20 protein-coding genes and 1 tRNA gene are annotated in these 24,035 nt (G+C 62.5%); 13 read left to right on the forward strand and 8 right to left on the reverse strand.

Annotated elements, in window-relative coordinates; genetic code table 11:
* Positions 1–504: 504 nt before the first annotated feature.
* From PVZ80_RS19185 to pgsA, 3 genes are all read right to left on the reverse strand, one after another.
* Positions 505–2,361, reverse strand: a complete 1,857-nt coding sequence (locus PVZ80_RS19185; RefSeq protein WP_273864398.1) for a tyrosine-type recombinase/integrase — start codon at positions 2,359–2,361, stop codon at positions 505–507.
* Positions 2,362–2,597: 236 nt separating this feature from the next.
* A tRNA-Gly gene (locus tag PVZ80_RS19190) sits at positions 2,598–2,673 on the reverse strand.
* A gap of 63 nt (positions 2,674–2,736) precedes the next feature.
* Complete coding sequence (gene pgsA, locus PVZ80_RS19195) at positions 2,737–3,297, reverse strand: CDP-diacylglycerol--glycerol-3-phosphate 3-phosphatidyltransferase (protein WP_009049612.1); 561 nt, start codon at positions 3,295–3,297, stop codon at positions 2,737–2,739.
* A gap of 362 nt (positions 3,298–3,659) precedes the next feature.
* Here pgsA and PVZ80_RS19200 point away from each other — a divergent pair, with 362 nt between their 5' ends.
* Together PVZ80_RS19200 and PVZ80_RS19205 are read left to right on the forward strand one after the other, a co-directional pair.
* Complete coding sequence (locus PVZ80_RS19200) at positions 3,660–4,790, forward strand: polymorphic toxin type 44 domain-containing protein (protein ID WP_124345094.1); 1,131 nt, start codon at positions 3,660–3,662, stop codon at positions 4,788–4,790.
* Entirely contained in the window at positions 4,777–5,193 is a 417-nt protein-coding gene (locus tag PVZ80_RS19205) for a hypothetical protein (protein ID WP_080710582.1), read from the forward strand. Before PVZ80_RS19200 ends, PVZ80_RS19205 begins: the two co-directional genes overlap by 14 nt.
* Before the next feature lie 8 nt (positions 5,194–5,201).
* On the opposite strand, the gene uvrC is transcribed toward PVZ80_RS19205, so the two are convergent.
* From uvrC to PVZ80_RS19220, 3 genes are all read right to left on the reverse strand, one after another.
* Positions 5,202–7,025, reverse strand: a complete 1,824-nt coding sequence (gene uvrC / locus PVZ80_RS19210; RefSeq protein WP_273864399.1) for an excinuclease ABC subunit UvrC — start codon at positions 7,023–7,025, stop codon at positions 5,202–5,204.
* A 2-nt stretch (positions 7,026–7,027) separates the two neighbouring features.
* Complete coding sequence (gacA, locus tag PVZ80_RS19215) at positions 7,028–7,669, reverse strand: response regulator transcription factor GacA (RefSeq protein ID WP_009049615.1); 642 nt, start codon at positions 7,667–7,669, stop codon at positions 7,028–7,030.
* A 145-nt stretch (positions 7,670–7,814) separates the two neighbouring features.
* Positions 7,815–8,180 (reverse strand): helix-turn-helix domain-containing protein, encoded by a 366-nt coding sequence (locus PVZ80_RS19220; RefSeq protein WP_007924437.1) that lies wholly within the window; start codon positions 8,178–8,180, stop codon positions 7,815–7,817.
* A gap of 81 nt (positions 8,181–8,261) precedes the next feature.
* On the opposite strand from PVZ80_RS19220, the gene PVZ80_RS19225 reads away from it, so the two are divergent.
* Positions 8,262–8,492, forward strand: coding sequence for a DNA-binding protein (locus PVZ80_RS19225; protein ID WP_009049616.1), 231 nt, complete (start codon positions 8,262–8,264; stop codon positions 8,490–8,492).
* A gap of 56 nt (positions 8,493–8,548) precedes the next feature.
* On the opposite strand, the gene PVZ80_RS19230 is transcribed toward PVZ80_RS19225, so the two are convergent.
* On the reverse strand, positions 8,549–8,995 hold the full coding sequence (locus PVZ80_RS19230) for a GNAT family N-acetyltransferase (protein WP_009049617.1): 447 nt from the start codon (positions 8,993–8,995) through the stop codon (positions 8,549–8,551).
* Entirely contained in the window at positions 8,992–9,750 is a 759-nt protein-coding gene (locus tag PVZ80_RS19235; RefSeq protein WP_101282761.1) for a carbon-nitrogen hydrolase family protein, read from the reverse strand. Before PVZ80_RS19235 ends, PVZ80_RS19230 begins: the two co-directional genes overlap by 4 nt.
* 641 nt (positions 9,751–10,391) lie before the next feature.
* Between PVZ80_RS19235 and PVZ80_RS19240 the strand changes: the two genes are divergently transcribed.
* The 10 genes from PVZ80_RS19240 (at position 10,392) to PVZ80_RS19285 (ending at position 23,985) form a co-directional block, all read left to right on the forward strand.
* Positions 10,392–11,483: a 3-deoxy-7-phosphoheptulonate synthase gene (locus PVZ80_RS19240; protein ID WP_273864400.1), complete on the forward strand. Its 1,092-nt coding sequence runs from the start codon at positions 10,392–10,394 to the stop codon at positions 11,481–11,483.
* 211 nt (positions 11,484–11,694) lie between these two features.
* A complete protein-coding gene (locus PVZ80_RS19245) occupies positions 11,695–11,976 on the forward strand; it encodes a peptidylprolyl isomerase (RefSeq protein ID WP_007924449.1) in 282 nt (93 codons plus the stop codon).
* A 135-nt stretch (positions 11,977–12,111) separates the two neighbouring features.
* Positions 12,112–13,980 carry an extracellular solute-binding protein gene (locus tag PVZ80_RS19250; protein ID WP_103331789.1) on the forward strand — a complete coding sequence of 623 codons (1,869 nt, stop codon included), beginning with the start codon at positions 12,112–12,114 and terminating at the stop codon, positions 13,978–13,980.
* Positions 13,980–15,041 (forward strand): microcin C ABC transporter permease YejB, encoded by a 1,062-nt coding sequence (locus PVZ80_RS19255; RefSeq protein ID WP_009049621.1) that lies wholly within the window; start codon positions 13,980–13,982, stop codon positions 15,039–15,041. Before PVZ80_RS19250 ends, PVZ80_RS19255 begins: the two co-directional genes overlap by 1 nt.
* Positions 15,041–16,063 (forward strand): ABC transporter permease, encoded by a 1,023-nt coding sequence (locus tag PVZ80_RS19260; RefSeq protein ID WP_009049622.1) that lies wholly within the window; start codon positions 15,041–15,043, stop codon positions 16,061–16,063. Before PVZ80_RS19255 ends, PVZ80_RS19260 begins: the two co-directional genes overlap by 1 nt.
* A 43-nt stretch (positions 16,064–16,106) precedes the next feature.
* On the forward strand, positions 16,107–17,681 hold the full coding sequence (locus tag PVZ80_RS19265; protein ID WP_124301822.1) for an ABC transporter ATP-binding protein: 1,575 nt from the start codon (positions 16,107–16,109) through the stop codon (positions 17,679–17,681).
* A 298-nt stretch (positions 17,682–17,979) separates the two neighbouring features.
* Positions 17,980–19,398, forward strand: a complete 1,419-nt coding sequence (locus tag PVZ80_RS19270; RefSeq protein ID WP_009049624.1) for a sigma-54 interaction domain-containing protein — start codon at positions 17,980–17,982, stop codon at positions 19,396–19,398.
* A 289-nt stretch (positions 19,399–19,687) separates the two neighbouring features.
* On the forward strand, positions 19,688–21,079 hold the full coding sequence (locus PVZ80_RS19275) for a GntP family permease (protein ID WP_016703101.1): 1,392 nt from the start codon (positions 19,688–19,690) through the stop codon (positions 21,077–21,079).
* Positions 21,080–21,086: 7 nt separating this feature from the next.
* On the forward strand, positions 21,087–21,872 hold the full coding sequence (locus PVZ80_RS19280; protein WP_009049626.1) for a 3-hydroxybutyrate dehydrogenase: 786 nt from the start codon (positions 21,087–21,089) through the stop codon (positions 21,870–21,872).
* 157 nt (positions 21,873–22,029) lie between these two features.
* On the forward strand, positions 22,030–23,985 hold the full coding sequence (locus PVZ80_RS19285) for an acetoacetate--CoA ligase (protein WP_273864401.1): 1,956 nt from the start codon (positions 22,030–22,032) through the stop codon (positions 23,983–23,985).
* Positions 23,986–24,035: the final 50 nt, after the last annotated feature.

A 24,035-nucleotide genomic window follows, 5' to 3' on the forward strand; every position in this document is an offset into this window, starting at 1 on the left:
ATTCTACAAATGCTGCTTCCGAAAAGCTGGAAAACAGCCCGCTTCCTGAAAATTCAGATTTTCCCTACAAAAGAGATTCATTGAAATCATATATATCAATGACTTATAAGCCCCTTGTGGCGGTCGCCTCAGGGCCGGACGCTGGTGGCCTTCGGCACCAAACCGAAACCAATTGGGACAGGCAGACGACTACTCCTCCAGGTTTGAAGCAGATCACGCCCGAAAGCTGGCCAGCTGTGGACCAGCCGTAGATCCGACGAAACGCCAACCAATTGGATACTCAGCGCCAAACGAACTGGACAGTGGCACCATACTGGACACCACCGTCAGTCCGAATGCGACCGAGTTCGACCCGGGGGCTTTTGCCATGCTAGATGCGGCATCATTCTTCGAAGATCCAGCGCCGGGCGAAGAGGCCCCTCCCACCCACCGCCGCCCTAGTGCGATGTCCCAAGCCGCACACACCCAGATCACCCACCCGTTGAGGGCTCAGTCTGGGAGGCGCTATTTCCCTTCAAGGTTAGCCAAGGCCTTGTGCGCACTACGCGTAGCCGCCTCCAGCCCGACCGTCGCTATCGACTCAACAGGAGAAAGCCCCCCAAGACGCTCCAGCGGCGTGGAGAGAGCTTGGTAGACCCTCCAGGAATCGACATCCTCTGCCTGCTTCAACAGCGTGCGGGTCAGATCTTGGCACTCTGGATCCAATTGCCAATCAGGGATGCGCTGCCCCCTGTTGCCCAAACTTAGCGTGAGCAGCCGTTTGGCCTTGATATCCCGATTGACCTGATCACGCGACTTTCCTGCCAGTCTTGCGAACGTAATCACGGGCAGATTGTGCGGTGATTCGTAGACCTCGAGCATGGCAACGCGCTCGCGTTGAATTGGTGAAAGCTCTGGCTCTACCGGATCAATCGGAGTGACTGGCACAGGCACGGCTGGCAACCGGAATACGGTAGCAACGTCATCCGTATTGTTTACAAGGTGGGAGTTGGTCAGCGTCAGCGACTCAGCAACCGGGATCGGGGGCGTCGCCGGTGCCGGGATCAGGTTCGGTATCTGGCCGGACGATCCCAGTGGCACTCCCTTCAACTGAATGGTCAGGCGTGTTGTGGCAGCTTCAGTCAACCCACGCTCCAAGAGATCGAGTCGATCAGACCAATCCTGCATCATGTGCCGCCGAGGCTCCACGTATTCGGCGTGGTTGTACGAAGCGCTGACCTTATCGGGATCTGAGTGTGAAAGCTGCGCATCCACCCAGATCTTCGGATAGCCGATTTCATTGAGCGCCGTAGAGATCGTTGCTCGAATACCATGCCCCGTCAGCAACCCGGCATAGCCCATGCGCTGCAGAGCGGTGTTGAGCGTGTTTTCACTGATCCGCTTCTTCAGGTCGCCGCGACCTGCCAGCAGGTATTTCTGCGCAGGCTTCATCTGAGCGATAAGGTACCGCACGACTTCTTGTGCTTGCAGGGACAGCGGGACAATGTAGGGGGGAATATCCTCTGGTTGTTTGCCGTCCCTATTGATCTCCAGTTGCAGCTGCTTGACGATTTCCGGCGGGATGACCCAGAGACCTTGGTCCAAGTGGAATTGGTCAGGCGTCGCTAGGCGAAGCTCTCCCGTACGGACGCCAGTCAACATCAGCAACCGCAGCCCCAGTTGAGTTTGCAACAGTCCCGTGTAGGCGCGGAGCTTCTGCAGCATTTCGGGCAGTCTGCCCATGCGCAGGAAGGGGTTGTGTTGGACAGGGGGCTTAGGTGCCGCCACCACATCAAGATCAGACGCCGGATTCTGCTCAAGGTTCGGAACCTTAACCAGGGCGTAGCGGAACATCTGGTAGAGCCAGGTTCGACACTTCTCGGCCGTTGTAAAAGCCCCACGACGTTCAACCTTCTCAAGGACGTCCAGCAAGTCTGGACGCTTGAGCTCATAGACAGATCGAGGCCCAAGGGTCGGAAGAATGTCCTTGAGGAAGATTCGCTGGATCTGCTCCTGCGTGCTTTGACGGCCCGCCTTCAGACTCTTCTTGCGAAACTCGAACCACTGCTCGAACACCTTCTGGAAGGTGTGATTCTCAGCAAGCAAGGCGCGCCTGCGGTCCTGGTTTCGTTGCTTGCGGGGATTGATGCCGCGGGCAACCAATTCACGAGCTACGTCGCGACGAGTCCGGGCTTCTTTGAGGGAGATTTCGGGGTAGGTGCCAAGAGACAGCCGTTTCTGCTTGCTGTTCCAGGAATACCGAAAGTGCCAGCTTTTGTTGCCTTCGGGTGATACGGCCAAGGCAAGGCCATCAGTGTCGCCGAGCGTGTATGCCCGACCAAGGGCTTTGGCCTGCCGAACGGTGGTATCGGAAAGTGCCATGTCCAACTCCTCTGTACCTGGTTCAGGAACAGATGGTCGACATGTCGCCCGCTGCCATACAGCAACAATACGCTCCAGCCCGCGTCCGTATTGATGGACTAAAAAATGGACTAAAAAGCGCTGGCTGGTGCTGGATTCCAGTGGAAAGCACTGGAATGAAAAAAGGGGCTTTCGCCCCTTCTTTCAATGACTTACAGACCTCAGTGGAATTCCAAAGAACTCTGTAGATCAAAATTTGGAGCGGGAAACGAGACTCGAACTCGCGACCCCGACCTTGGCAAGGTCGTGCTCTACCAACTGAGCTATTCCCGCGTCTTGGTGGTGTGCATTCTATAGAAATTCGAAACTGCGTCAACCCCTTGATTCAAAAAAGTTTTATTTCTTTTCCACATCGGTCTTCAGATGCGGCCAGGCAGCGCGCAGGTACTGCAGCATGGACCACAGGGTCAGCCCTCCTGCGATCAGCAACAGGGCATAACCCAGCAGCACCCAGAAAGTGAAGGCCGGCGGGTTGGCCAGCAGGATCACCAGCGCCAGCATCTGCGCGGCGGTTTTCCATTTGCCCATGTTGGATACCGCTACTTGCGCGCGGGCACCCAGTTCGGCCATCCACTCGCGGAGGGCGGAAACGACGATTTCACGTCCGATGATCACCGCCGCCGGCAGGGTCAGCCACAGGTTGCCGTGCTCTTGCACCAGCAGTACCAGGGCCACCGCCACCATCAACTTGTCGGCCACCGGATCGAGGAAGGCCCCGAACGGCGTGCTTTGCTCCAGACGCCGCGCCAGGTAGCCATCGAGCCAGTCGGTGGCCGCGGCAAACGCGAAGACGGAACTGGCGGCCATGTAGCTCCAGTTGTAAGGCAGGTAAAACAGCAAAATGAAGATCGGGATGAGCAGAACGCGTAGAACGGTGATCAGATTAGGGATATTCATCGGCACAACTGGCTACGAGGTGAGTTGGCAATCTACTCGAAAAAGACAGCAGATGAGCTAGGCACGGCCATTCTACGGGCTTCTCGCACAGCGTGTCTAACACTGTTCCAACACGTTGAACCCCTCGAAAGCGCAACTTCCCGGGGCCTGCGCGAGCAGGACAAGACTCAGTTCGCAAACCTGCTGGAACCATCATCTGTAGACGTAGTGCGGCGGCCATACAGATTTTCCAGCCAGACTCTCAGCCTTCGCCAGACTCCATCCAAGTTCAGAATCGTCCTAAAGCCTTGCCCATCGCCGCTTGCTAGGTTTGCGGGGCTCTACAAAGAGCCTCGCGGATCAGTCAACGCAGGGACGATAAAATGCTCTCTTCTGCTCGCCTGGGCGACAAACACCTCTGCCCTCTTCCCGGTCACGGCACGACACCTATTGCTTGCGCTTCTGGTGACATCAACATCAACTTCATGGGAGCAGCCCGTGTGGGAGACACTTGCGGTTGTGGCGCGGTCATCACCACGGGGTTTCCCTCGATCATTCTGAATGGTCGTCCCATGGCCCATTTAGGGAGCCCCACCAGCCACGGCGGGACAATCATCACAGGGTCGGGTGATACTTTCGGTGGCTTTGTCATGGGGCCCGCTCCTGGGGCTGCCATCATCAACTTCGCAGCACTCGGCGTGTTTCGCCCGGATGGCTCGGTGGACGATGAAAAGATGGCGACCTTGTTGGCTGACCCGAAGCTGACCGAGAAGGCTAAGGATGCGAATGCTTTGGTCGATCCTAACGGGGCCCCTAAGGCGCCTGAGGAGCAGCCAGAGGAGAAGGTTTGTACCGACCCCGACCGCATGGAGGAACTGGCGAATTACATTGCCGATGAGATGAACCGCAACATCAACAGCCCGTCTGTGCGGCAAATGAAAGACTTGAATAGCTTTGACCCCGCAGCAGAAACAAGGAAATACGCGGAACTGCCCTTTTACATGCGCTTCGCTCTTGAGCCAGACTTCTACAGCTTGGCGCTGGGGAAGAAAGCGAAAGCTTTTGCTATCTGGACTGAGCGCGTCGGTCAGAACAGGCCATGGGACCATAAGCCAATACTGCAAAAACTCTTTGGTGAATACCCTTGGCATAAGCAAGGGGCCTATGAATATTTCTACGATATCTGGTCGAACATCCACTACGGATATGTGGGTGTCGCAGGTGGGCTTTCTGAGAGTGTCTTATTGGACGGTGCTGGTGTAGAGCAAATCGGATCAGACACTTGGCGCTTCATCAAAAACCCTAAGAGGTTTGATGGCCCGCAAAGGACCAAGGGTGTTGAAGGTATGCGCGCATGGGATGATGTACCCGATAGGGTCTCGATCATTATCGGGATGAGCCTATACAAGGAATACCCAAATGGTGGCCTTACAGGGAAGATCATTATGGACAAAGTGCTGGCAGTCCCCATAAGCGACTGGGCGAAAGGGGTTCAACCACATGTCTGCAAGTGAGAAAAAGCTCTACTTAGGGCGGTGGATTACAGGATTCGTTTGCTTCCTTATTGCATGCTGGTATTTGGCTTTACCAAGGGTCGTCATTTACTACTCAGGCGATGGCTCAAAAGCATTCAAATACGTCTTCAATACGCAGCATTCAATATTTCGACGGGACTTGATGCCGGGAGAGACAACCGGTGATGCAGGGCATATTTTCCCCGATAGGGATTTCTTTATGATGTTCGATTGGTGGGCCGACACGACCCCGCCCCGGTGTATCTACATCACACCAAAGCGGTGGAGGACAATGGACATTTACCTTGATGGGAGCGGTAAGATCGACACCACTAAAACAGGCACTGATGTTATTGCCCGCCTGAAACAGTGTCCCGGTCAGCCTGACCCTTTCCGCCCCTGAACTCTCCCCTACTCGCTATGCAAGTTCGCATAAATCAACTCAGCGAGCTTTTTACTGATCCCCGGTGCCTTGGCGATCTCGTCGATGCTTGCGCGAGACAGCTCCTGCAATCCGCCAAAATGCTTCAGCAGGTCGCGACGGCGCTTGGGACCGACGCCGGCCACGCCTTCGAGGGTCGAGGTGCGGCGGGTCTTGCCGCGGCGCGCACGGTGGCCGGTGATTGCGAAACGGTGGGCTTCGTCGCGGATCTGCTGGATCAGGTGCAGCGCCGGTGAATCGCCCTTGAGGGTGAACTCATGGGCGGCATCGTTGAGGTAGAGGGTCTCGAAACCGGCCTTGCGCGTCGCGCCCTTGGCCACCCCCAGCAGGATCAGGTCGGGCACCGCCAGCTCGTTGAGCACGTCGCGGGCCATGGACAGCTGGCCCTTGCCGCCGTCCACCAACAGGATGTCCGGCAGTTTGCCCTCGCCGTCCTTGAGCTTGCTGAAGCGCCGGGTCAGGGCCTGGTGCATCGCCGCATAGTCGTCGCCGGCGGTGACGCCTTCGATGTTGTAGCGTCGGTAATCGGACTTCAGCGGACCTTCCGGGCCGAACACCACGCAGGACGCCACGGTCGCCTCGCCGCTGGAGTGGCTGATGTCGTAGCACTCCAGGCGTTGCGGCGGTTCGTCCAGGTTCAACACTTCGGCCAGGGCTTCGAAACGTGCAGCCACATGCTGGCGGTTGGCCAGGCGCGCGCCCAGGGCCTGCTCGGCGTTGGTTACCGCCAGCTGCTGCCAACGCGCCCGCGTGCCACGTACCCGGTGGCTGATGCTCAGCTCGCGGCCGCGCAAGGCCTGGATCGCGGTGATCAGGGTCGGGAAGTCTTCGTGGACCACGTTGACGATCAGCTCGCTGGGCAGGTCGCGCTCCGGGCTGCTGAGAAAGTACTGGCCGAGGAACGCCGACATGACCTCGGCCACGTCCTCCTCGATACCCACCTGGGGAAAGAAGTTCTTGCTGCCCAGCACCCGGCCGCCACGCACGCTGATCAGGTGCACGCAGGCGCCGCCCGGGTTGACGAAGGCCGCCACCACGTCCACATCGCCGCTGCCACCTTCCATGCTCTGCTGGTCCTGCACCCGCCGCAGCAGGGAAATCTGGTCACGCAGCTCGGCGGCTTTCTCGAAGTCCAGGGTACTGGCCGCCTGCTCCATGCCGGCCGACAGTTCATCGGTCAGGGCATTGCTGCGCCCTTCGAGGAACATCACAGAGTGGCGCACATCTTCGGCGTATACCTCGGCCTCCACCAGGCCGACGCACGGTGCCTTGCAGCGCTTGATCTGATACTGCAGGCACGGCCGGGTGCGGTTCTTGTAGTAGCTGTCCTCGCACTGGCGGACCATGAAGGTCTTTTGCAGCAGGCTCAGGCTCTCGCGAATGGCCCCGGCGCTGGGGTACGGGCCGAAGTACTTGCCCTTCTGCTTTTTCGCCCCGCGATGGATGCTGAAACGCGGAAACTCACCGTCCGAGAGAAACACATAGGGATAGGACTTATCGTCGCGCAACAGGATGTTGTACGGCGGCCGCCATTCCTTGATCAGCGTCTGCTCGAGCAGCAGGGCCTCGGTTTCATTGGCGGTGATGGTGGTTTCGATCTGCGCGATACGCCCCACCAGGGCGGCGGTCTTCGGCGCCAGGCCAGTCTTGCGAAAGTAGCTGGCCAGGCGGCTCTTCAGGTTCTTGGCTTTACCGACGTAGAGCAGACGTGCATCGTCATCGAACATGCGATACACGCCAGGACGGCCACTGCAGGTGGAAAGAAAAGCACTGGGATCAAACGGGTCGTTCATTGTCAGGCGCTGGCATCGACCATGCCGTGGCGAACCGCCAGCAACGTCAATTCGACATCACTGCTGATCGAGAGCTTCTCGAAGATACGGTAACGGTAGGTATTCACGGTTTTCGGAGACAGGCACAGCTTGTCGGAGATGATCTGCACTTTCTGGCAGCCGACAATCATCAGCGCAATCTGGATCTCGCGCTCCGACAAGGCGTCGAACGGCGATTCACTGGACGGCTGGAATGACTTGAACACCAGTTGCTGGGCAATCTGCGGGCTGATGTAACGCTGGCCGGCAAACACCAGACGGATGGCCTGCACCATTTCATTGAGGCCCGCGCCCTTGGTCAGATACCCCGCCGCACCCGCTTGCAGCAAACGGGTCGGGAACGGATCTTCTTCACACACAGTGACGGCCACGACCTTGATATCCGGGTGACTGCGCAACAATTTGCGCGTGGCTTCAAGACCGCCGATCCCGGGCATCTTGACGTCCATGAGGACCACATCGGGTTTCAATTCCCGGGCCTTGAGCAGGGATTCCTCCCCTGACTCGGCCTGGCCGACCACTTGCAGGCCATCGATGTCAGCCAGCATTCGTGTAATACCTGTACGAACGAGATCATGGTCATCGACTACTAGCACCCTAATCAAGCAGACACCTCGCGATTTGGTCTTATAGGTTGCCGGACACCTTAGCAAAAAAGCAGCGTGCTGACCTAATGACAAGCGCCATATAAAAAGCACCTGTTCAACAGGGGTATCCGGTGGCTGGTTAATGCACTGCGAACGCCCTGCCCTAAGGCTCTCGGGCGTCCGCCTTTCTTTTCATGAGGCTGGAAACCGAAAGCTCGGCAAGGGTATGGGTCAGGTGCCGGATCGCGTCCTGATCTTCCTTGTACAAGGCCCGATAACTGACGAGGATTTTCTCTTCGCTCTGGCTGAGGTTATCGGCCCTGGTCGGGGTCCGCCTGCCGGTCACTATATAAAGGACATCGACTCCTTTTGCCGCCACCCGGGACAAATAGTCCGCCTTGGGTACCCGGTCTCCACTTTCATATCTGCCTTGGGCATTGGCTTCCACGCCGCCAACTTCACCAAATTTCTTCTGCGACAACCCCAGGCGTTCCCTTTCCTGTCTTAACCGCGAACCGATTCCACTCATTTGGATGTATGATCCTTTTTTATGCACCCCTAGGGGTGTTACACCCTTCAAGCATTGAACAAATTTGAACGGTTTTGAACTATGCCCGGTATCCGCACTGCCGCACAAGCCAAGGCCTGGCTTGAACATCAAGGTAAATCGGTTCAACAGTTCGCCCGTGAACACGGGGTCGACCCAGCCACCACCTACCAGGTATTGGCCGGACGCAAGAAAGGACGACGCGGTGAGGCGCACAAAGTGGCGGTATTGCTGGGTATGAAAGACGGCATCATCCTCGCCGAGTCCGAGGGACCCGACCAGGAACCCGCCTGAGCCTCGCCTGTCGCCACACCGCTCGGAACGACCGCGCCGCGCACAGCAACCAGCGGCTACGCATCCGCGGCGCTGCTTCGCTCCATCCGCAGAAAACACTCATCTTCCCCGACCACCTTCAGCCCCATGCGCCCATAAAGCGCCTGCGCCGGGTTGTCCTTGAACACCGTCAACCGTAGCAGCCCACGCCGTTCGCCGCGCGCCATCGCCAGTACCTGTTCGATGACCCTGGCCCCGGCACCTTGCCCGCGAAACGCTTCGAGCACATGCAACTCGCGAATATACAAAGCCCTGGAATCGCGACTCAGGCTGACGAACCCCAGCACCCTGGCGCCCTGGCAGATCAGCAGGTTCTCCCGACCGGCCCAGGCCACATCGAAAGCTTCGTCCAGCCACAACAGATCGTGACGGATGTAATACCCCAGCATGCAGCTGCGGGTCAGGTCGCGGGCAAAAACCAGATCCTCCAGGGTGCTGGCCGGACGCAGTTGGAAACCGTTCAAGGCGCTTCGACCCTCAGTTGCTGGCCACTCCAGCGCCCGGCGGTGCGCCGGGCGATCAGCAACTCATCTCCAGTGCCCGCCGCGGTCACGATCAGCCCGCCATCCGGGCCCCAGATCGCGCTACGCCCGGCCGACACCCAGCCTCCGGTCGGCCCGCCGTGGTTGGCCATCAGCACCAGCATCGCGTGTTCCACGGCATAGCCCTGCAACAAGGCAGTGTCCGCGGCGTAGCCTTTTTCGCTGATCAGCACGCCGGCGGCATAGATTCCCGCACCGGACTGCGCCGCCGCACGTGCGTGGCTGGCCTGGGAGAAATCGGCGCACACCGCCAGGGCGACTTGGTCCTCGGCGAATGTGAGGTTCGCGCCCCCCGTGCCGGGGCTAAATACCTGCTCCTCGCCAGCATGCAGATGCTGCTTGCTGTACACCGCCAGCGAACCGTCGGCGGCCAGTAGCAGGGCGCCGATCAACAGCGGGCCCTCGGCCGACAGGCGGATGGGCATGCCCACCACCGCCGTCACCCCCAGCTCCCGGGCCAGGTCGCGCAACGGCTGCAACAGCGGGCTCTGCGGCAATAGCGCCAGCTCGGCCGCCAGCGCCGGTTCGTAACCGGTCAGGGACAGCTCGGGAAACACCAGCAATTGCACGCCCTGCTCCGCCGCGACGCGAATAAAGGCCTGGTGCCGGGCGATATTGCCCGGCAGGTCGCCGGCGATGGAAATCGATTGGGCGGCGGCAAGGGTCAGCGGGGTCATGATGGGTCCTGAACAAGCACAAATAAGGGCGTGGCGAGTGTGTCATAAAACCTCAAAGCGCTTAACTCATAGGCACTGACAGGCAAGCTAATAGGAATTTCTGATTGAACCGCGCCCCCGGCCTCTAGTAAGCTCGGCCCACTTCACGGAGAAACAGCATGTCGTCCCTCACCCTTTCCATGCATCGTCACACTGCCAGCGCCTCGCGCGTCGGTGCGGCTGCCTGGGTGAAAAACGCCTGCGCTCCAGCGAGCTTTTATTTTGGGTATTGGTTTAGCCACTGGCGCGCCTGATACCCAAACGGCGCCCACTTGAACGGGTCGCCTACCAGAGAAAATCTCACCCCCGGTCGGCCTCCCGACCGGGGGTTTTGTTTTTCTGGGCCAACGATTTTTAACCGCGACTTTCAGCAACACACCGAACTTACCGAGGATTCAAACCATGAACTACGCCACTTATTACCGTTACGACACCTGCTGCGCCTGGCGATTTAGCAGCCTCCGTTCGGGACAGCCTGCCGCCTCCGATCGGTCACCTACTGGTGGCAAACACACCTGCACAGCCAATCCGGCCAATTGTCGAACACCCCAGTAGGGCCGCGCGCGGGACACCACCCGCCGCCTGCCCAGGAAGCCTTGAATATGAACTCGTCCGTCTCCGCTCTGCCGCTGTCCACCCGCAACTGCGCCAACGAAACCCTGACCCAGCGCCTGCCCAGCTCGCTGGAGCTCAAGCAGCAACTGCCGCTCAGCCCGGCCCTCAGCCAGCAAGTCGCCGCCCATCGCCAGGCGGTGCGCGCCATCCTCAACGGTGAAGACTCCCGTTTGCTGGTGGTCGTCGGCCCCTGCTCGATCCACGATCCCCAGTCCGCCCTGGAATACGCCAGCAACCTCGCCAGCGTGGCCGCCGAGGTCAACGACGAACTGCTGCTGGTGATGCGCGCCTACGTCGAAAAACCCCGCACCACCGTCGGCTGGAAGGGCCTGGCCTACGACCCGCGCCTGGACGGCAGCGACGACATGGCCGGCGGCCTGACCCTGTCCCGTGAACTGATGCGTGAAATGCTCCGCCTGGGCCTGCCGATCGCCACCGAATTGCTGCAACCCATGGCCGCCGGCTACTTCGACGACCTGCTGAGCTGGGTCGCCATCGGCGCGCGCACCACCGAATCGCAGATCCACCGGGAAATGGCCAGCGGCCTGAGCATGCCCGTAGGCTTCAAGAACGGCACCGACGGCGGCGTCGGTATCGCCTGCGACGCCATGCGCTCGGCGGCGCACCCGCACCGCCACTTCGGCGTCGACAACCAGGGCCATCCGGCGGTGATCCAGACCCCGGGCAACCCGGACACCCATCTGGTGCTGCGCGGCGGCCATCGCGGCCCGAACTACGATCGCCAGAGCGTGGCCCAGATCCAGCACGACCTGCAGAAGCTGAAGATCCCGGCGCGGATCATGGTCGATTGCAGCCATGCCAACAGCGGCAAGGATCCGTTGCGCCAACCGGCGGTGTTCGACGAGGTATTGGAGCAGCGCCTGCAGGGCGATTCGTCCCTGGTCGGGGTGATGCTGGAAAGCCATCTGTTCGAGGGTTGCCAGCCCCTGAGCCCGACGCTGCGCTACGGGGTTTCGGTGACGGACGGTTGCCTGGGCTGGGACGCCACCGAGCAGCTGCTGCGTAGTGCTGCCCGGCAGTTGCGCAACGCCCGGCAAGACATTCCCGCTTCCGCCTGATCCCGCCCCGGTAGGAGCGAGGCTTGCCCGCGATGAACGATAACGCGGTGTAACTGACCCACCGCGTCGCCTGCATCGCGGGCAAGCCTCGCTCCTACAGATTAAGCACCTCGACCGGCCATCCTTTGCTGCAATGCCTTGACGGAACTTTGACGAGAAATAGGCCACACAATCCGGTAGGCTCACCACTTTCTTGAAAGGAGCAACTCCCATGGCCAAAGCCACCGCCCGTCATATCCTCGTTGCCAGCGAAGCCAAGTGCAACGAACTGAAAGCCGAGATCGAAGCCGGCGCCGACTTCGCCGAAGTCGCCAAGAAGAACTCCACCTGCCCATCCAGCCGTGACGGCGGCAACCTCGGCTCGTTCGGCCCAGGCCAGATGGTCAAGGAATTCGACACCGTGGTGTTCAGCGCCCCGGTCAACGTCGTGCAAGGCCCGGTGAAGACCCAGTTCGGTTATCACCTGCTGGAAGTGACCAGCCGCCAGGACTGATCCTGTCGCGATTTGCGTGAACGACGGCCCGCCCCTTGGTGGGCCGTTGTGTTTGGGCTACGGCCCGCGCTGGTCAGCAGCGCGCCGGTAGCGTACAAATCGTGGTCATCGATCACCCGGCTCTTAAGGCTGACAATGCGCCTGCTTTTCCCCTCCATGATCTTCACCGCCCTGGCCCTGCTGCTGGGGACCGCGAGTGCCGACGCCGCGCCGCAACACGCCCTGACCGTCTATGGCGAACCGGCCAAATATCCCGCTGGCTTCAGTCACTTCGCCTACACCAACCCACGGGCGCCCAAGGGCGGGAGCATGCGCCGCTCGGCCATCGAGATCGGCCGTTTCGACCATGTGTTGCCCTACATCGACAAAGGCATCGGCGTCTCGCAACTCGACGGCTACATCTACTCGCCCCTGGCCCAGCGCTCGCTGGACGAGCCCTACACCGTCTATGGCCTGGTGGCAGAAAAGATGGAGCGCGCCGACGACGGCCTGTGGCTGCGCTTCTACCTCAACCCCAAGGCGCGCTTCGCCGACGGCAAGCCGATCACCGCCGCAGACGTGCGCTACACCTACAACCTGCTGATGACCCAGGGCAGCCTGCGTTACCGCACCCAGTTCGCCGACGTCAAGGACGTCGAGATCGAGTCGCCGCGGGTGATCCGCTTCGACTTCAAGAGCAATGAAAACCGCACCCTGCCCCTGGATATCGCGACCCTGCCGGTGCTCCCCGAGCATTGGTGGAAGAGCCGCGACTTCGCCGGCGGCGGGGGTTACGAAGCGCCCCTGGGCAGCGGCCCGTACAAGGTGAGCAAGGTCGACAACGGCAACAGCATCACCTTCACCCGCGATGCCGACTGGTGGGGCAAGGACCTGCCGGTCAGCCGCGGCCTGTACAACTTCGACCGCTTCAGCATCGAGTACTTCGGCGACACCGACGTCGCCCGCCAAGTGTTGCGCGGCGGCGCCTACGACTACAACCGTGAGTTCTCCGCCACCGGCTTCTCCATCGGCTACGACAGCCCGGCCCTGGACGACGGCCGCCTGCAAAAGGCCCACCTGGCCAAGCAGGCGCCGCAACCGGCCCAGGGCTTCGTGTTCAACCTGCAAAAACCGATGTTCCAGGACCGCCGGGTGCGCCAGGCCCTGGCCATGCTCTGGGACTTCGAGTGGAGCAACCGGCAGATGATGCGCGACCTGTATATCCGCCAGCAGAGCTTCTTTTCCAACAGCGCCCTGGCCGCGCGGGCGCTACCGGATGCCGAGGAACTGAAAATCCTCGAACCGCTGCGCGGGCAGGTCCCCGACGAAGTCTTCACCCAGGTCTTCGAGGCACCAAAAACCGATGGCAGCGGCCTGATCCGCGACAAGCAACTGCAAGCCCTGGCCCTGCTCGAAGCGGCCGGCTGGAAACCCGACGGCGACACGCTGGTCAACGCCGACGGCGAACCGCTGCGCTTCACTTTCCTCAACAGCCAGAACGGCATCGAGCGCCTGCTGCTGCCGTACAAGCGCAACCTGGCGCAGATCGGCATCACCCTGGAAATCCGCCGCATCGACGCCTCGCAGTACGTCAACCGGCTGATGGCCCGCGACTACGACATGATCGTCACCGGCTACCCGGTGACCACCTCGCCGGGGCTGGAGCTGTATAACTACTTCGGTTCGGCGGCGGCCAACGATCCCGGCTCGAGCAACCTGATGGTGCTGAAGAACCCGGCGGTGGACAGCCTGATCAGCGGCCTGGTCAAGGCCACCAGCCAGCCGCAGATGCTGAGCTACGCCCACGCCCTGGACCGGGTGCTGCAATGGAACTACTACTGGATCCCCAACTACTACCCGCCGGGCACCTCAACCGTGTGGTGGAACCGCTTCGGCATGCCGGCCATTCCCGCCAGCAATGACGAAGCCATCGAAAGCTGGTGGGAAATGAGCCGCACGCCCCTGACCAACGAGCAAATGGCGGCCGAGCGCGTCCAGCGCGGCAAGCCTGGAGGGCCGCACTGATGCTGGCGTATATCCTGCGGCGCCTGCTGCTGATCATCCCGACCCTGCTGATCATCCTGCTGGTCAACTTCGCCATCGTCCAGGCCGCCCCCGGCGGCCCGGTGGAACAGGCCATCGCCCGCCTGCAAGGCATAGGCGGTGGCGGCAACCTCGGCGGTTCGAGCGACGGCGTCAGCGGCAACTCGCGGGCCAGCCGTGGCCTCGACCCGCAGCTGATCAAGGACATCGAGAAACAGTACGGCTTCGACAAGCCGGCCCACGAGCGCCTGTGGCTGATGCTCAAGAGCTACGCGCAGCTGGACTTCGGCAAGAGCTTCTTCCGCGGTGCCACGGTCACCGAGCTGATCCTGCAGAAAATGCCGGTGACCATCTCCCTCGGGCTCTGGGCGACGCTGATCACCTACCTGGTGTCGATCCCCCTGGGGATCCGCAAGGCGGTGCACCACGGCAGCCATTTCGATATCTGGAGCAGCACCGCGATCATCATCGGCTACGCCATGCCGGCCTTCCTGTTCGCCATGTTCCTGATCGTGATGTTCGCCGGCGGCACTTCGCTGAACTGGTTCCCGGTGCGCGGGCTGGTCTCGGAGAACTTCGAGCAACTGAGCACCCTGGGCAAGGTCGTCGACTACTTCTGGCACCTGGTGTTGCCGGTGACCTCCCTGGTGATCGGCGGCTTCGCCACCCTGACCATCCTCACCAAGAACTCGTTCCTCAACGAAATCACCCGCCAGTACGTGGTCACCGCCCGGGCCAAGGGCCTGAGCGAACGCCGGGTGCTCTACGGCCATGTGTTTCGCAACGCCATGCTGCTGGTGGTCTCGGGCATTCCCCAGGCGTTTATCAGCGTGTTCTTCGCCGGCTCCCTGCTGATCGAGGTGATCTTCTCCCTCGACGGCCTCGGGCGCATGAGCTACGAGGCCGCGGTGTCGCGGGACTATCCGGTGGTGTTCGGCTCGCTGTTCATCTTCACCCTGTTCGGCCTGCTGATAAAACTCATCGGCGACCTGTGCTACACCCTGGTCGACCCGCGTATCGACTTCGCCGCGAGGAACGCCTGATGCTCAAGCTCTCCCCGCTGGCGCGCCGGCGCTTGGACCGTTTCAAGAAAAACCGCCGTGGCTGGTGGTCGCTGTGGCTGTTTGTCGGCCTGTTCCTCCTCACCCTCGGCGGCGAGCTGATCGCCAACGACAAACCCTTGGTGGTCAGCTACCAGGGCTCGCTGTATTTCCCGGTGTTCAAGCGCTACACCGAGCAGGAGTTCGGCGGCCAGCTGCCGTTCCAGGCCGACTACCGCAGCGACTACGTGCAAAAGCTGATCCGCCAGGACGGCGGCTGGCTGCTGTTCCCGCCGATCCCGTTCAGCGAAGACACGCCCAACTACGAGCTCAGCCGCCCGGCACCGAGCCCGCCGACCGCGGTCAACTGGCTGGGCACCGACGACCAGGCGCGGGACGTGCTGGCCCGGGTGATCTACGGCGCCCGGGTGTCGATCCTGTTCGCCCTGGCCCTGACCTTTATCAGCGCCCTGATCGGCATCGCCGCCGGCGCCCTGCAAGGCTATTACGGCGGCTGGGTCGACCTGCTGGGCCAGCGCCTGCTGGAGGTCTGGTCGGGGCTGCCGGTGCTGTACCTGCTGATTATCCTGTCCGGTTTCGTCGAGCCGAATTTCTGGTGGCTGCTGGGGATCATGGCGCTGTTCTCCTGGCTGGCCCTGGTGGACGTGGTGCGCGCCGAATTCCTGCGCGGGCGCAACCTGGAATACGTCAAGGCCGCCCGCGCCCTGGGCCTCAACGACCGCAAGGTGATCGTGCGGCACATCCTGCCCAATGCGATGAACGCCACCCTGAGCTACCTGCCGTTCATTCTCACCGGAGCGATTTCCACCCTCACCGCCCTGGATTTCCTCGGCTTCGGCATGCCGGCTGGCAGCGCGTCCCTGGGCGAGTTGATCGGCCAGGGCAAGCAGAACCTGCAGGCGCCCTGGCTGGGCCTGACGGCGTTTTTCACCCTGGCGCTGATCCTCTCGCTGCTGGTGTTTATCGGCGAGGCGTTGCGCGATGCCTTCGATCCACGTTCTTGAGCCATGTTCCTGAGCCACGTTATTGAACCAGGCGGATACTGAAATGACTGACAACCTGATTGAAATCCGCAACCTCAACGTCGCCTTCGGCGACCAGAAGGTGGTGCGCGACCTGTGCCTGGACATTCGCCCCGGCGAGTGCCTGGCCCTGGTCGGCGAGTCGGGGTCGGGCAAGTCGGTGACCGCCCATTCGATCCTGCAATTGCTGCCCGACTGCGACACCCTGAGCAGCGGCAGCATCCGCTACCGCGGCCAGGAGTTGCTCGGCGCCGATACACAGACCTTGCAGAAGCTGCGCGGCGACCGCATCGCCATGATTTTCCAGGAGCCGATGACCTCGCTGAACCCGCTGCACAGCATCGAAAAGCAGATCGGCGAAACCCTGCTGCTGCACAAGGGCCTGGGCGGCAAGGCGGCCCAGGCGCGGATCCTCGAGTTGCTACACCTGGTGGGCATCCAGAAACCCGAGGAACGGCTCAAGGCCTATCCGCACCAGCTCTCCGGCGGCCAACGGCAGCGGGTGATGATCGCCATGGCCCTGGCCTGCGAACCGGAGCTGCTGATCGCCGACGAACCGACCACCGCCCTCGACGTGACGGTGCAGCGCAAGATCCTGCTGCTGCTCAAGTCCCTGCAACAGCGCCTGGGCATGTCCCTACTGCTGATCAGCCACGACCTCAACCTGGTGCGCAGCATCGCCCAGCGCGTCTGTGTGATGAAGGCCGGGCAAATCGTCGAACAGGCGCCGTGCGAAACCCTGTTCACCGCGCCCAAGCACCCTTACAGCTGCGTGCTGCTCAACGCCGAGCCGGAAGGCGAAGCCCTGCCCCGGGACGAGCGCGAAGTGGTGCTGCAGGTGGACGACCTCAATGTGCAGTTCCAGATCGGCGGCGGTCTGTTCCGGCGCAAGCAATACCTGCGGGCGGTGGACGGCATCAGCCTGAGCCTGCAACGGGGCAAGACCCTGGGCATCGTCGGTGAGTCTGGATCGGGCAAGTCGACCCTGGGCCAGGCGATCCTGCGTCTGCTGGATTCCGAAGGCAGCATCCGCTTCCAGGGCGAGGCCCTCGACGGTCTCAACCAGAAGCAGCTGCGGCCGTGGCGCAAGCAGATGCAGGTGGTGTTCCAGGACCCGTTCGGCAGCCTCAGCCCACGGATGTCGGTGCAACAGATCATCAGCGAAGGCCTGGAAGTGCACAGCCACTCCACGGCCCAGCAATGCGAGCAGCAGGTGATCCAGGCACTGGAAGAAGTCGGCCTGGACCCGGCCAGTCGCCATCGCTACCCCCACGAGTTCTCCGGCGGTCAGCGCCAGCGCATCGCCATCGCCCGCGCCCTGGTGCTCAAGCCGGCGCTGATCCTGCTGGACGAACCCACCTCGGCCCTCGACCGCACGGTGCAGAAGCAGGTGGTGGCTCTGCTGCGCCAGCTCCAGGAGCGGCATGGCCTGACCTACCTGTTCATCAGCCACGACCTGGCCGTGGTCCGCGCCCTGGCCCACGACATGATCGTGATCAAGGACGGCAAGGTGGTCGAACGCGGCCCCAGCCACGAAGTGTTCGAAGCGCCGCAGCATCCCTACACCCAGGAACTGCTGGCCGCCGCCCACCCGGCCTGACCCTGCATTCTCCTGCAGGAGCGAGGCTTGCCCGCGATAGGCTCTACGCGGTGTGCCTGCAATACCGCAGCGCCTACATCGCGGGCAAGCCTCGCTCCTACAGAAGCACAACCCTGTAGCCGCTGCCGCAGGCTGCGATCGACCGGAACGGTCGCGACGTACTCAAGATCGCTGAAGGTCCTCCGGCCCTTATCGCAGCCTGCGGCAGCGGCTACAGGGATAGCGTCAACCCTGATGGTCGCGTCGCCGTGAAGATTCCCGGCATAATCGGCGCCGCGCTCCCTTCAGGACCTTCCCCATGAACGACACCGAAAGCCTCAAGGATTACCAGCGGGTTCGCCAACTGGCGATCCGTTCGCTGTTCGAGATCATCGAGCAATCCAGCGAGGGCACGGTGATCGTCGACCGCGACGCCAATATCGTCTGGATGAACGAGCGCTACGCCCGGCGCTTCGGCCTGGAGTCGGCGGCGTTCGCCATCGGCAAGGCCTGCGAAAGCGTGATCCCCGGCAGCCTGCTGCGCGAAGTGGTGCGCACCGGGCGGCCGATCCTGCTGGACATGCAGGACACCCCCAAGGACCCGCTGGTGGTGATGCGCCTGCCGATCCACGACGATGCCGGGGCGGTGATCGGCGCCATCGGCTTTGCCCTGTTCGACGAGTTGCGCAGCCTGTCGCCGATGCTCAAGCGCTACCTGAGCATGCAGGAAGAACTGGCCTCGACCCGCTCGCTGCTGCGGGCGCGGCAGACCAAATACAACTTCGCCCACTTCATCGGCACCAGCGCCGCCAGTCTGGAAGTCAAACGCCGCGCCCGGCGCAGCGCCAGCGCCGACTCGCCGGTGCTGCTGCAAGGCGAGACCGGCACCGGCAAGGAGCTGCTGGCCCAGGCCATCCACGCCGCTTCGCCACGGGCGCACAAGGCCTTTGTCAGCATCAACAGCGCGGCGATTCCGGAAACCCTGCTGGAAGCCGAGTTCTTCGGCACCGCCCCCGGCGCCTTCACCGGCGCCGACCGCAAGGGCCGCGCCGGCAAGCTGCAGATCGCCCAGGGCGGCACGCTGTTTCTCGACGAGATCGGCGACATGCCCCTGCCCCTGCAAAGCAAGCTGCTGCGGGTGCTGCAAGAGAAAGAGTTCGAGCCGGTGGGCTCCAACGAGGTGATCCAGAGCGACGTGCGGGTGATCGCCGCCACCTCCACCGACCTCGAAGCGGCGATCAAGCGCGGCGAATTCCGCGCCGACCTGTACTACCGCCTCAATGTGCTGCCGATCCAGGTGCCGCCGCTGCGCGAACGCCTGGACGACCTGCCGGCGCTCAGCGAAGCCATCCTCGAAGAACTGCGCAGCCAGCACGAACTGACCCCCGATGCCCTGGCCCTGCTCGGCCAGCACGCCTGGCCCGGCAATATCCGCGAACTGCGCAACGTCCTGGAACGCGCCGCCCTGCTCAGCGACGACCTGATGCTCAATGCCGGCGACCTGCGCGCGGCCATCGGCACCTTCAGCCCGGTGCCGCGCGCGGCCAGCGCCCAGGCCGCCGAGGTGCAGCCCAACGAAACCTTCGCCGCGGCGCGGGAGCGCTTCGACCGCCAGGTGATCGAGACGGCCCTGGCGCACTGTGGCGGCAAGGTGGTGGAAGCCGCGGCGCGCCTGGGGCTGGGGCGCTCGACTTTGTACAAGAAGATGGCGGCGCTGGGGATTGAAGAGTCTCAATAAAGAGACATGCATCTCCATACAGAGAAAGAGCCAGCGCTACGCGCTGATCGCGGGCAAGCCTCGCTCCTACAGAAGCATATAAGTGCGTCTGTAGGAGCGAGGCTTGCCCGCGATGACGCCCTTTCAGCCACCAAAAGTCTCAAAACAGAGACACAACATCACTCATCCTCTCAAAAATCATACAAATATCCTTATTTATCAAATACTTAACCATCTGGCACAAAACTCGCTATAGCCCCGCCCACACCCGCAACACCCTACAAAAATAACAATCCTGGAGAGACACACCATGAGTGTGATCATTGCCCTAGCAGCCCTCGCGCTGCTGATGTTGGCTGCTTACCGTGGCTACAGCGTTATCCTCTTTGCCCCCATCGCCGCCCTCGGCGCCGTCCTGCTCACCGACCCGTCCGCCGTGGCACCGGCCTTCACCGGCGTGTTCATGGAGAAGATGGTCGGCTTCATCAAACTCTACTTCCCGGTGTTCCTGCTCGGCGCGGTGTTCGGCAAGCTGATCGAGCTGTCGGGCTTCTCCCGTTCCATCGTCGCGGCGGCCATCCGCCTGCTCGGCACCCGCCAGGCGATGCTGGTGATCGTGCTGGTCTGCGCCCTGCTGACCTACGGCGGCGTCTCGCTGTTCGTGGTGGTGTTCGCGGTCTATCCGTTCGCCGCGGAGATGTTCCGCCAGAGCAATATCCCCAAGCGCCTGATCCCGGCAACCATCGCCCTCGGCGCGTTCTCCTTCACCATGGATGCCCTGCCCGGCACCCCGCAGATCCAGAACATCATCCCCAGCACCTTCTTCAACACCACCGCCTGGGCCGCGCCCTGGCTGGGAGTGATCGGCACCATTTTCGTGTTCTGCGCCGGCATGCTGTTCCTGCAGCGCCAGCGCAACAAGGCGCACAACGCCGGTGAAGGCTACGGCAGCGACCTGCGCAACGAGCCGGAAACCGCCGCCGACATCCAGCTGCCCAACCCCTGGATCGCCCTGTCGCCGCTGTTGCTGGTGGGCCTGATGAACCTGCTGTTCACCCACTGGATTCCCCTGTGGTACGGCAAGACCCACAGCCTGGCCCTGGCCGGCATGGCCGCCCCGGTGCAGACCGACGTCGCCAAGCTCACCGCCATCTGGGCGGTCCAGGCCGCCTTGCTGGTGGGCATCATCATGGTCCTGGTGTTCGGCTTCTCGGCCATTCGCGGCAAGCTGGCCGAGGGCAGCAAGAGCGCGGTCAGCGGCGCCTTGCTGGCGGCGATGAACACCGCTTCGGAATACGGCTTCGGCGCGGTGATCGCTTCCCTGCCGGGCTTCCTGGTGCTGTCGGACTGGCTGAAAAGCATCCCCAACCCGCTGGTCAACGAAGCTATCACCGTGACCCTGCTGGCCGGCATCACCGGCTCCGCCTCGGGCGGCATGAGCATCGCCCTGGCGGCCATGTCGGAGACTTTCATCAGCGCCGCCCATGCCGCCAACATCCCCCTGGAAGTGCTGCACCGCGTGGCCGCCATGGCCAGCGGCGGCATGGACACCCTGCCGCACAACGGCGCGGTGATCACCCTGCTGGCGGTCACCGGGCTGACCCACCGCCAAGCCTACAAGGACATTTTCTGCATTACGCTGATCAAGACCCTGGCCGTCTTCGTCGTGATCGCCACTTTCTACGCCACCGGCATTGTGTGAGGTATTCATGAGCAATCTTGCGGGCAAGACCGCCCTCGTCACCGGCTCCACCAGCGGCATTGGCCTGGGGATAGCCCTGAGCCTGGCCAAGGCCGGCGCCAACCTGATCCTCAACGGCTTCGGCGATGCCTCGACGGTGATCGCCGAGGTCGCGCGCCTCAATAAGGACAGCGGCGGCAAGGTCGGCCATCACCCGGCCGACGTCAGCGACCCGGCGCAGATCGCCGACATGCTCGCCTACGCCGAGCGCGAGTTCGGTGGCGTCGACATCCTGGTCAACAACGCCGGCATCCAGCATGTGGCGGCGGTGGAGGAATTCCCGGTGGAGCGCTGGGACTCGATCATCGCCATCAACCTGTCGTCGGTGTTCCACAGCACCCGCCTGAGCCTGCCGGGCATGCGCGCCAAGGGCTGGGGGCGGATCGTCAATATCGCCTCGGTGCATGGCCAGGTCGGCTCGGTGGGCAAGGCCGCCTATGTGGCGGCCAAGCACGGGGTGATCGGCCTGACCAAGGTGGTCGGCCTGGAGACCGCCACCAGCAACGTCACCTGCAACGCCATCTGCCCGGGCTGGGTCCTGACCCCGCTGGTGCAGAAACAGATCGACGACCGCGCTGCGGCCGGTGTCGACCCGCAACAGGCGCAGCACGACCTGCTGGCGGAAAAACAGCCGTCCCTGGAGTTCGTCACGCCTTCGCAGCTGGGCGAGTTGGTCCTATTCTTGTGCAGTGAGGCCGGCAGCCAGGTGCGTGGCGCGGCGTGGAATATCGACGGCGGCTGGCTGGCGCAATAAACGCGACCCCTGTAGCCGCTGCCGAAGGCTGCGATAGGTCCGAAGGACCTCCGCGACCTTGAGACCGCCACGACCGTTCCGGTCGATCGCAGCCTGCGGCAGCGGCTACAGAGTTGGAACAGCTTTGTGTGTGCAGCAGAAAAACAAGAGGCCACCCATGTCCGAATTACTCTGGCAACCCAGTGCCGAGCGCATCAGCAAGACCCGCATGGAAGCCTTCCGGCGCTTGATCAATCACCGTTACGACCTGGACATCGATGACTACCCCGCCCTGCACCAATGGAGTATCGAGCAGCGCGAAGCCTTCTGGCAGGCCATAGTCGATTTCTTCGATGTCGAGTTCCATGCGCCCCCCAGCGCGGTGCTGATCGAAGGCAGCAATATGCCCGCCGCCCAGTGGTTCCCCGACGCCACCCTGAACTTCGCCGAACACCTGCTCAAGCGCCGTGACGACGGCGTCGCGGTGGTGGCGATCAACGAGGACGGCCAGCGCGAACAGCTGACCTACAATCAGCTGGCGGCCCATGTCGCCGGCCTGCAACACAGCCTGCGGGCCGCCGGTGTCGGCCTCGGCGACCGGGTCGCCGCCTGCATGCCCAACACCTGGCAGGCCCTGGTGGCCATGCTCGCCACCACCAGCCTCGGCGCCGTCTGGTCCAGCTCCTCGCCGGACTTCGGCACCCAGGGGGTGATCGACAGGTTCGGCCAGATCGAACCCAAGGTGCTGATCACCTGCGCCGGCTACCGCTACGCCGGCAAACAGATCGACCAGACGGCCAAGGTCAACGAAATCCTCGAACGCCTGCCGTCCCTGCAACAGCTGATCATCGTGCCGTACGCGCGGCCCGAAGCCCGCGCCGAAGACTTCCGCACCTCGGCCAGGGTCGCGCTGTGGGACGACTTCTACCGCCCCGGCGGCGAGCCGCAGTTCGTCGCCGTGCCCTTCGCCCACCCGCTGTACATCCTCTATTCCAGCGGCACCACCGGCGTGCCCAAGTGCATCATCCACAGTACCGGCGGCGTGCTGTTGCAGCACCTCAAGGAGCACGGCCTGCACACCGACCTGCACGCCGGCGAAGTGCTGTTCTACTACACCACCTGCGGCTGGATGATGTGGAACTGGCTGGTCTCCGCCCTGGCGGTGGGCGCCACGGTGCTACTGTACGACGGCTCGCCGTTCCACCCGGCGCCCGAACACTTGATCGACCTGATCGACCAGGAAGGCATCAGTGTTTTCGGCACCAGCCCCAAGTACCTGGTGGCCCTGGAAAAGGCCGGCATCGAGCCACGCCAAAGCCATTCCCTGGCCAGCCTCAAGACCCTGCTCAGCACCGGCTCGCCGCTGTCGCCGCAGAGCTTCGACTACGTGTACCGGGCGTTCAAACAGGACCTGTGCCTGGCCTCGATGTCCGGCGGCACCGATATCATTTCCTGCTTCATCATCGGCAACCCGCTGTTGCCGGTGCACCGTGGCGAAATGCAGGGCAAGGGCCTGGGCATGGCGGTGGAGGTGTGGAACGACCAGGGCCAGGCGGTGATCGGCGAAAAGGGCGAACTGGTCTGCACCCGGCATTTCCCGGCCATGCCCATCGGCCTGTGGCATGACCCGCGGCACGAGAAGCTGCGCGCCTCCTACTTCAGCCAGTTCCCCGGGGTCTGGGCCCAGGGCGACTACGCCGAGCAACTGGCCCATGGCAGCTGGCTGATTCACGGCCGCTCCGATGCCGTGCTCAACCCCGGCGGCGTGCGCATCGGCACCGCGGAAATCTACCGCCAGGTGGAGAAACTCGAACAGGTCCTGGAAAGCCTGGCCATCGGTCAGCAATGGGACAACGACGTGCGGGTGGTGCTGTTCGTCCGCCTGCAGGACGGCGTGCAACTGGACGATGCCCTGCAGGAGCAGATCCGCCAGGTGATCCGCGCCAACACCACGCCCCGCCATGTGCCGGCGAAGATCCTCGCGGTCAGCGACATTCCCCGGACCATCAGCGGCAAGATCGTCGAACTGGCGGTGCGCAACGTGGTGCACGGCCTGCCGGTAAAAAACACCGACGCCCTGGCCAACCCCGAGGCGCTGGAGCAGTTTCGCGATCGGGTGGAATTGCGCAGCTAGGCCTTGGGGGCCCTATCGCGGGCAAGCCTCGCTCCTACAGAAGAGTCGTG

Origin of the sequence: Pseudomonas sp. B3G-3, assembly GCF_028640915.1 — a bacterium.
In the GTDB taxonomy this organism is placed as follows: domain Bacteria; phylum Pseudomonadota; class Gammaproteobacteria; order Pseudomonadales; family Pseudomonadaceae; genus Aquipseudomonas; species Aquipseudomonas chlororaphis_I.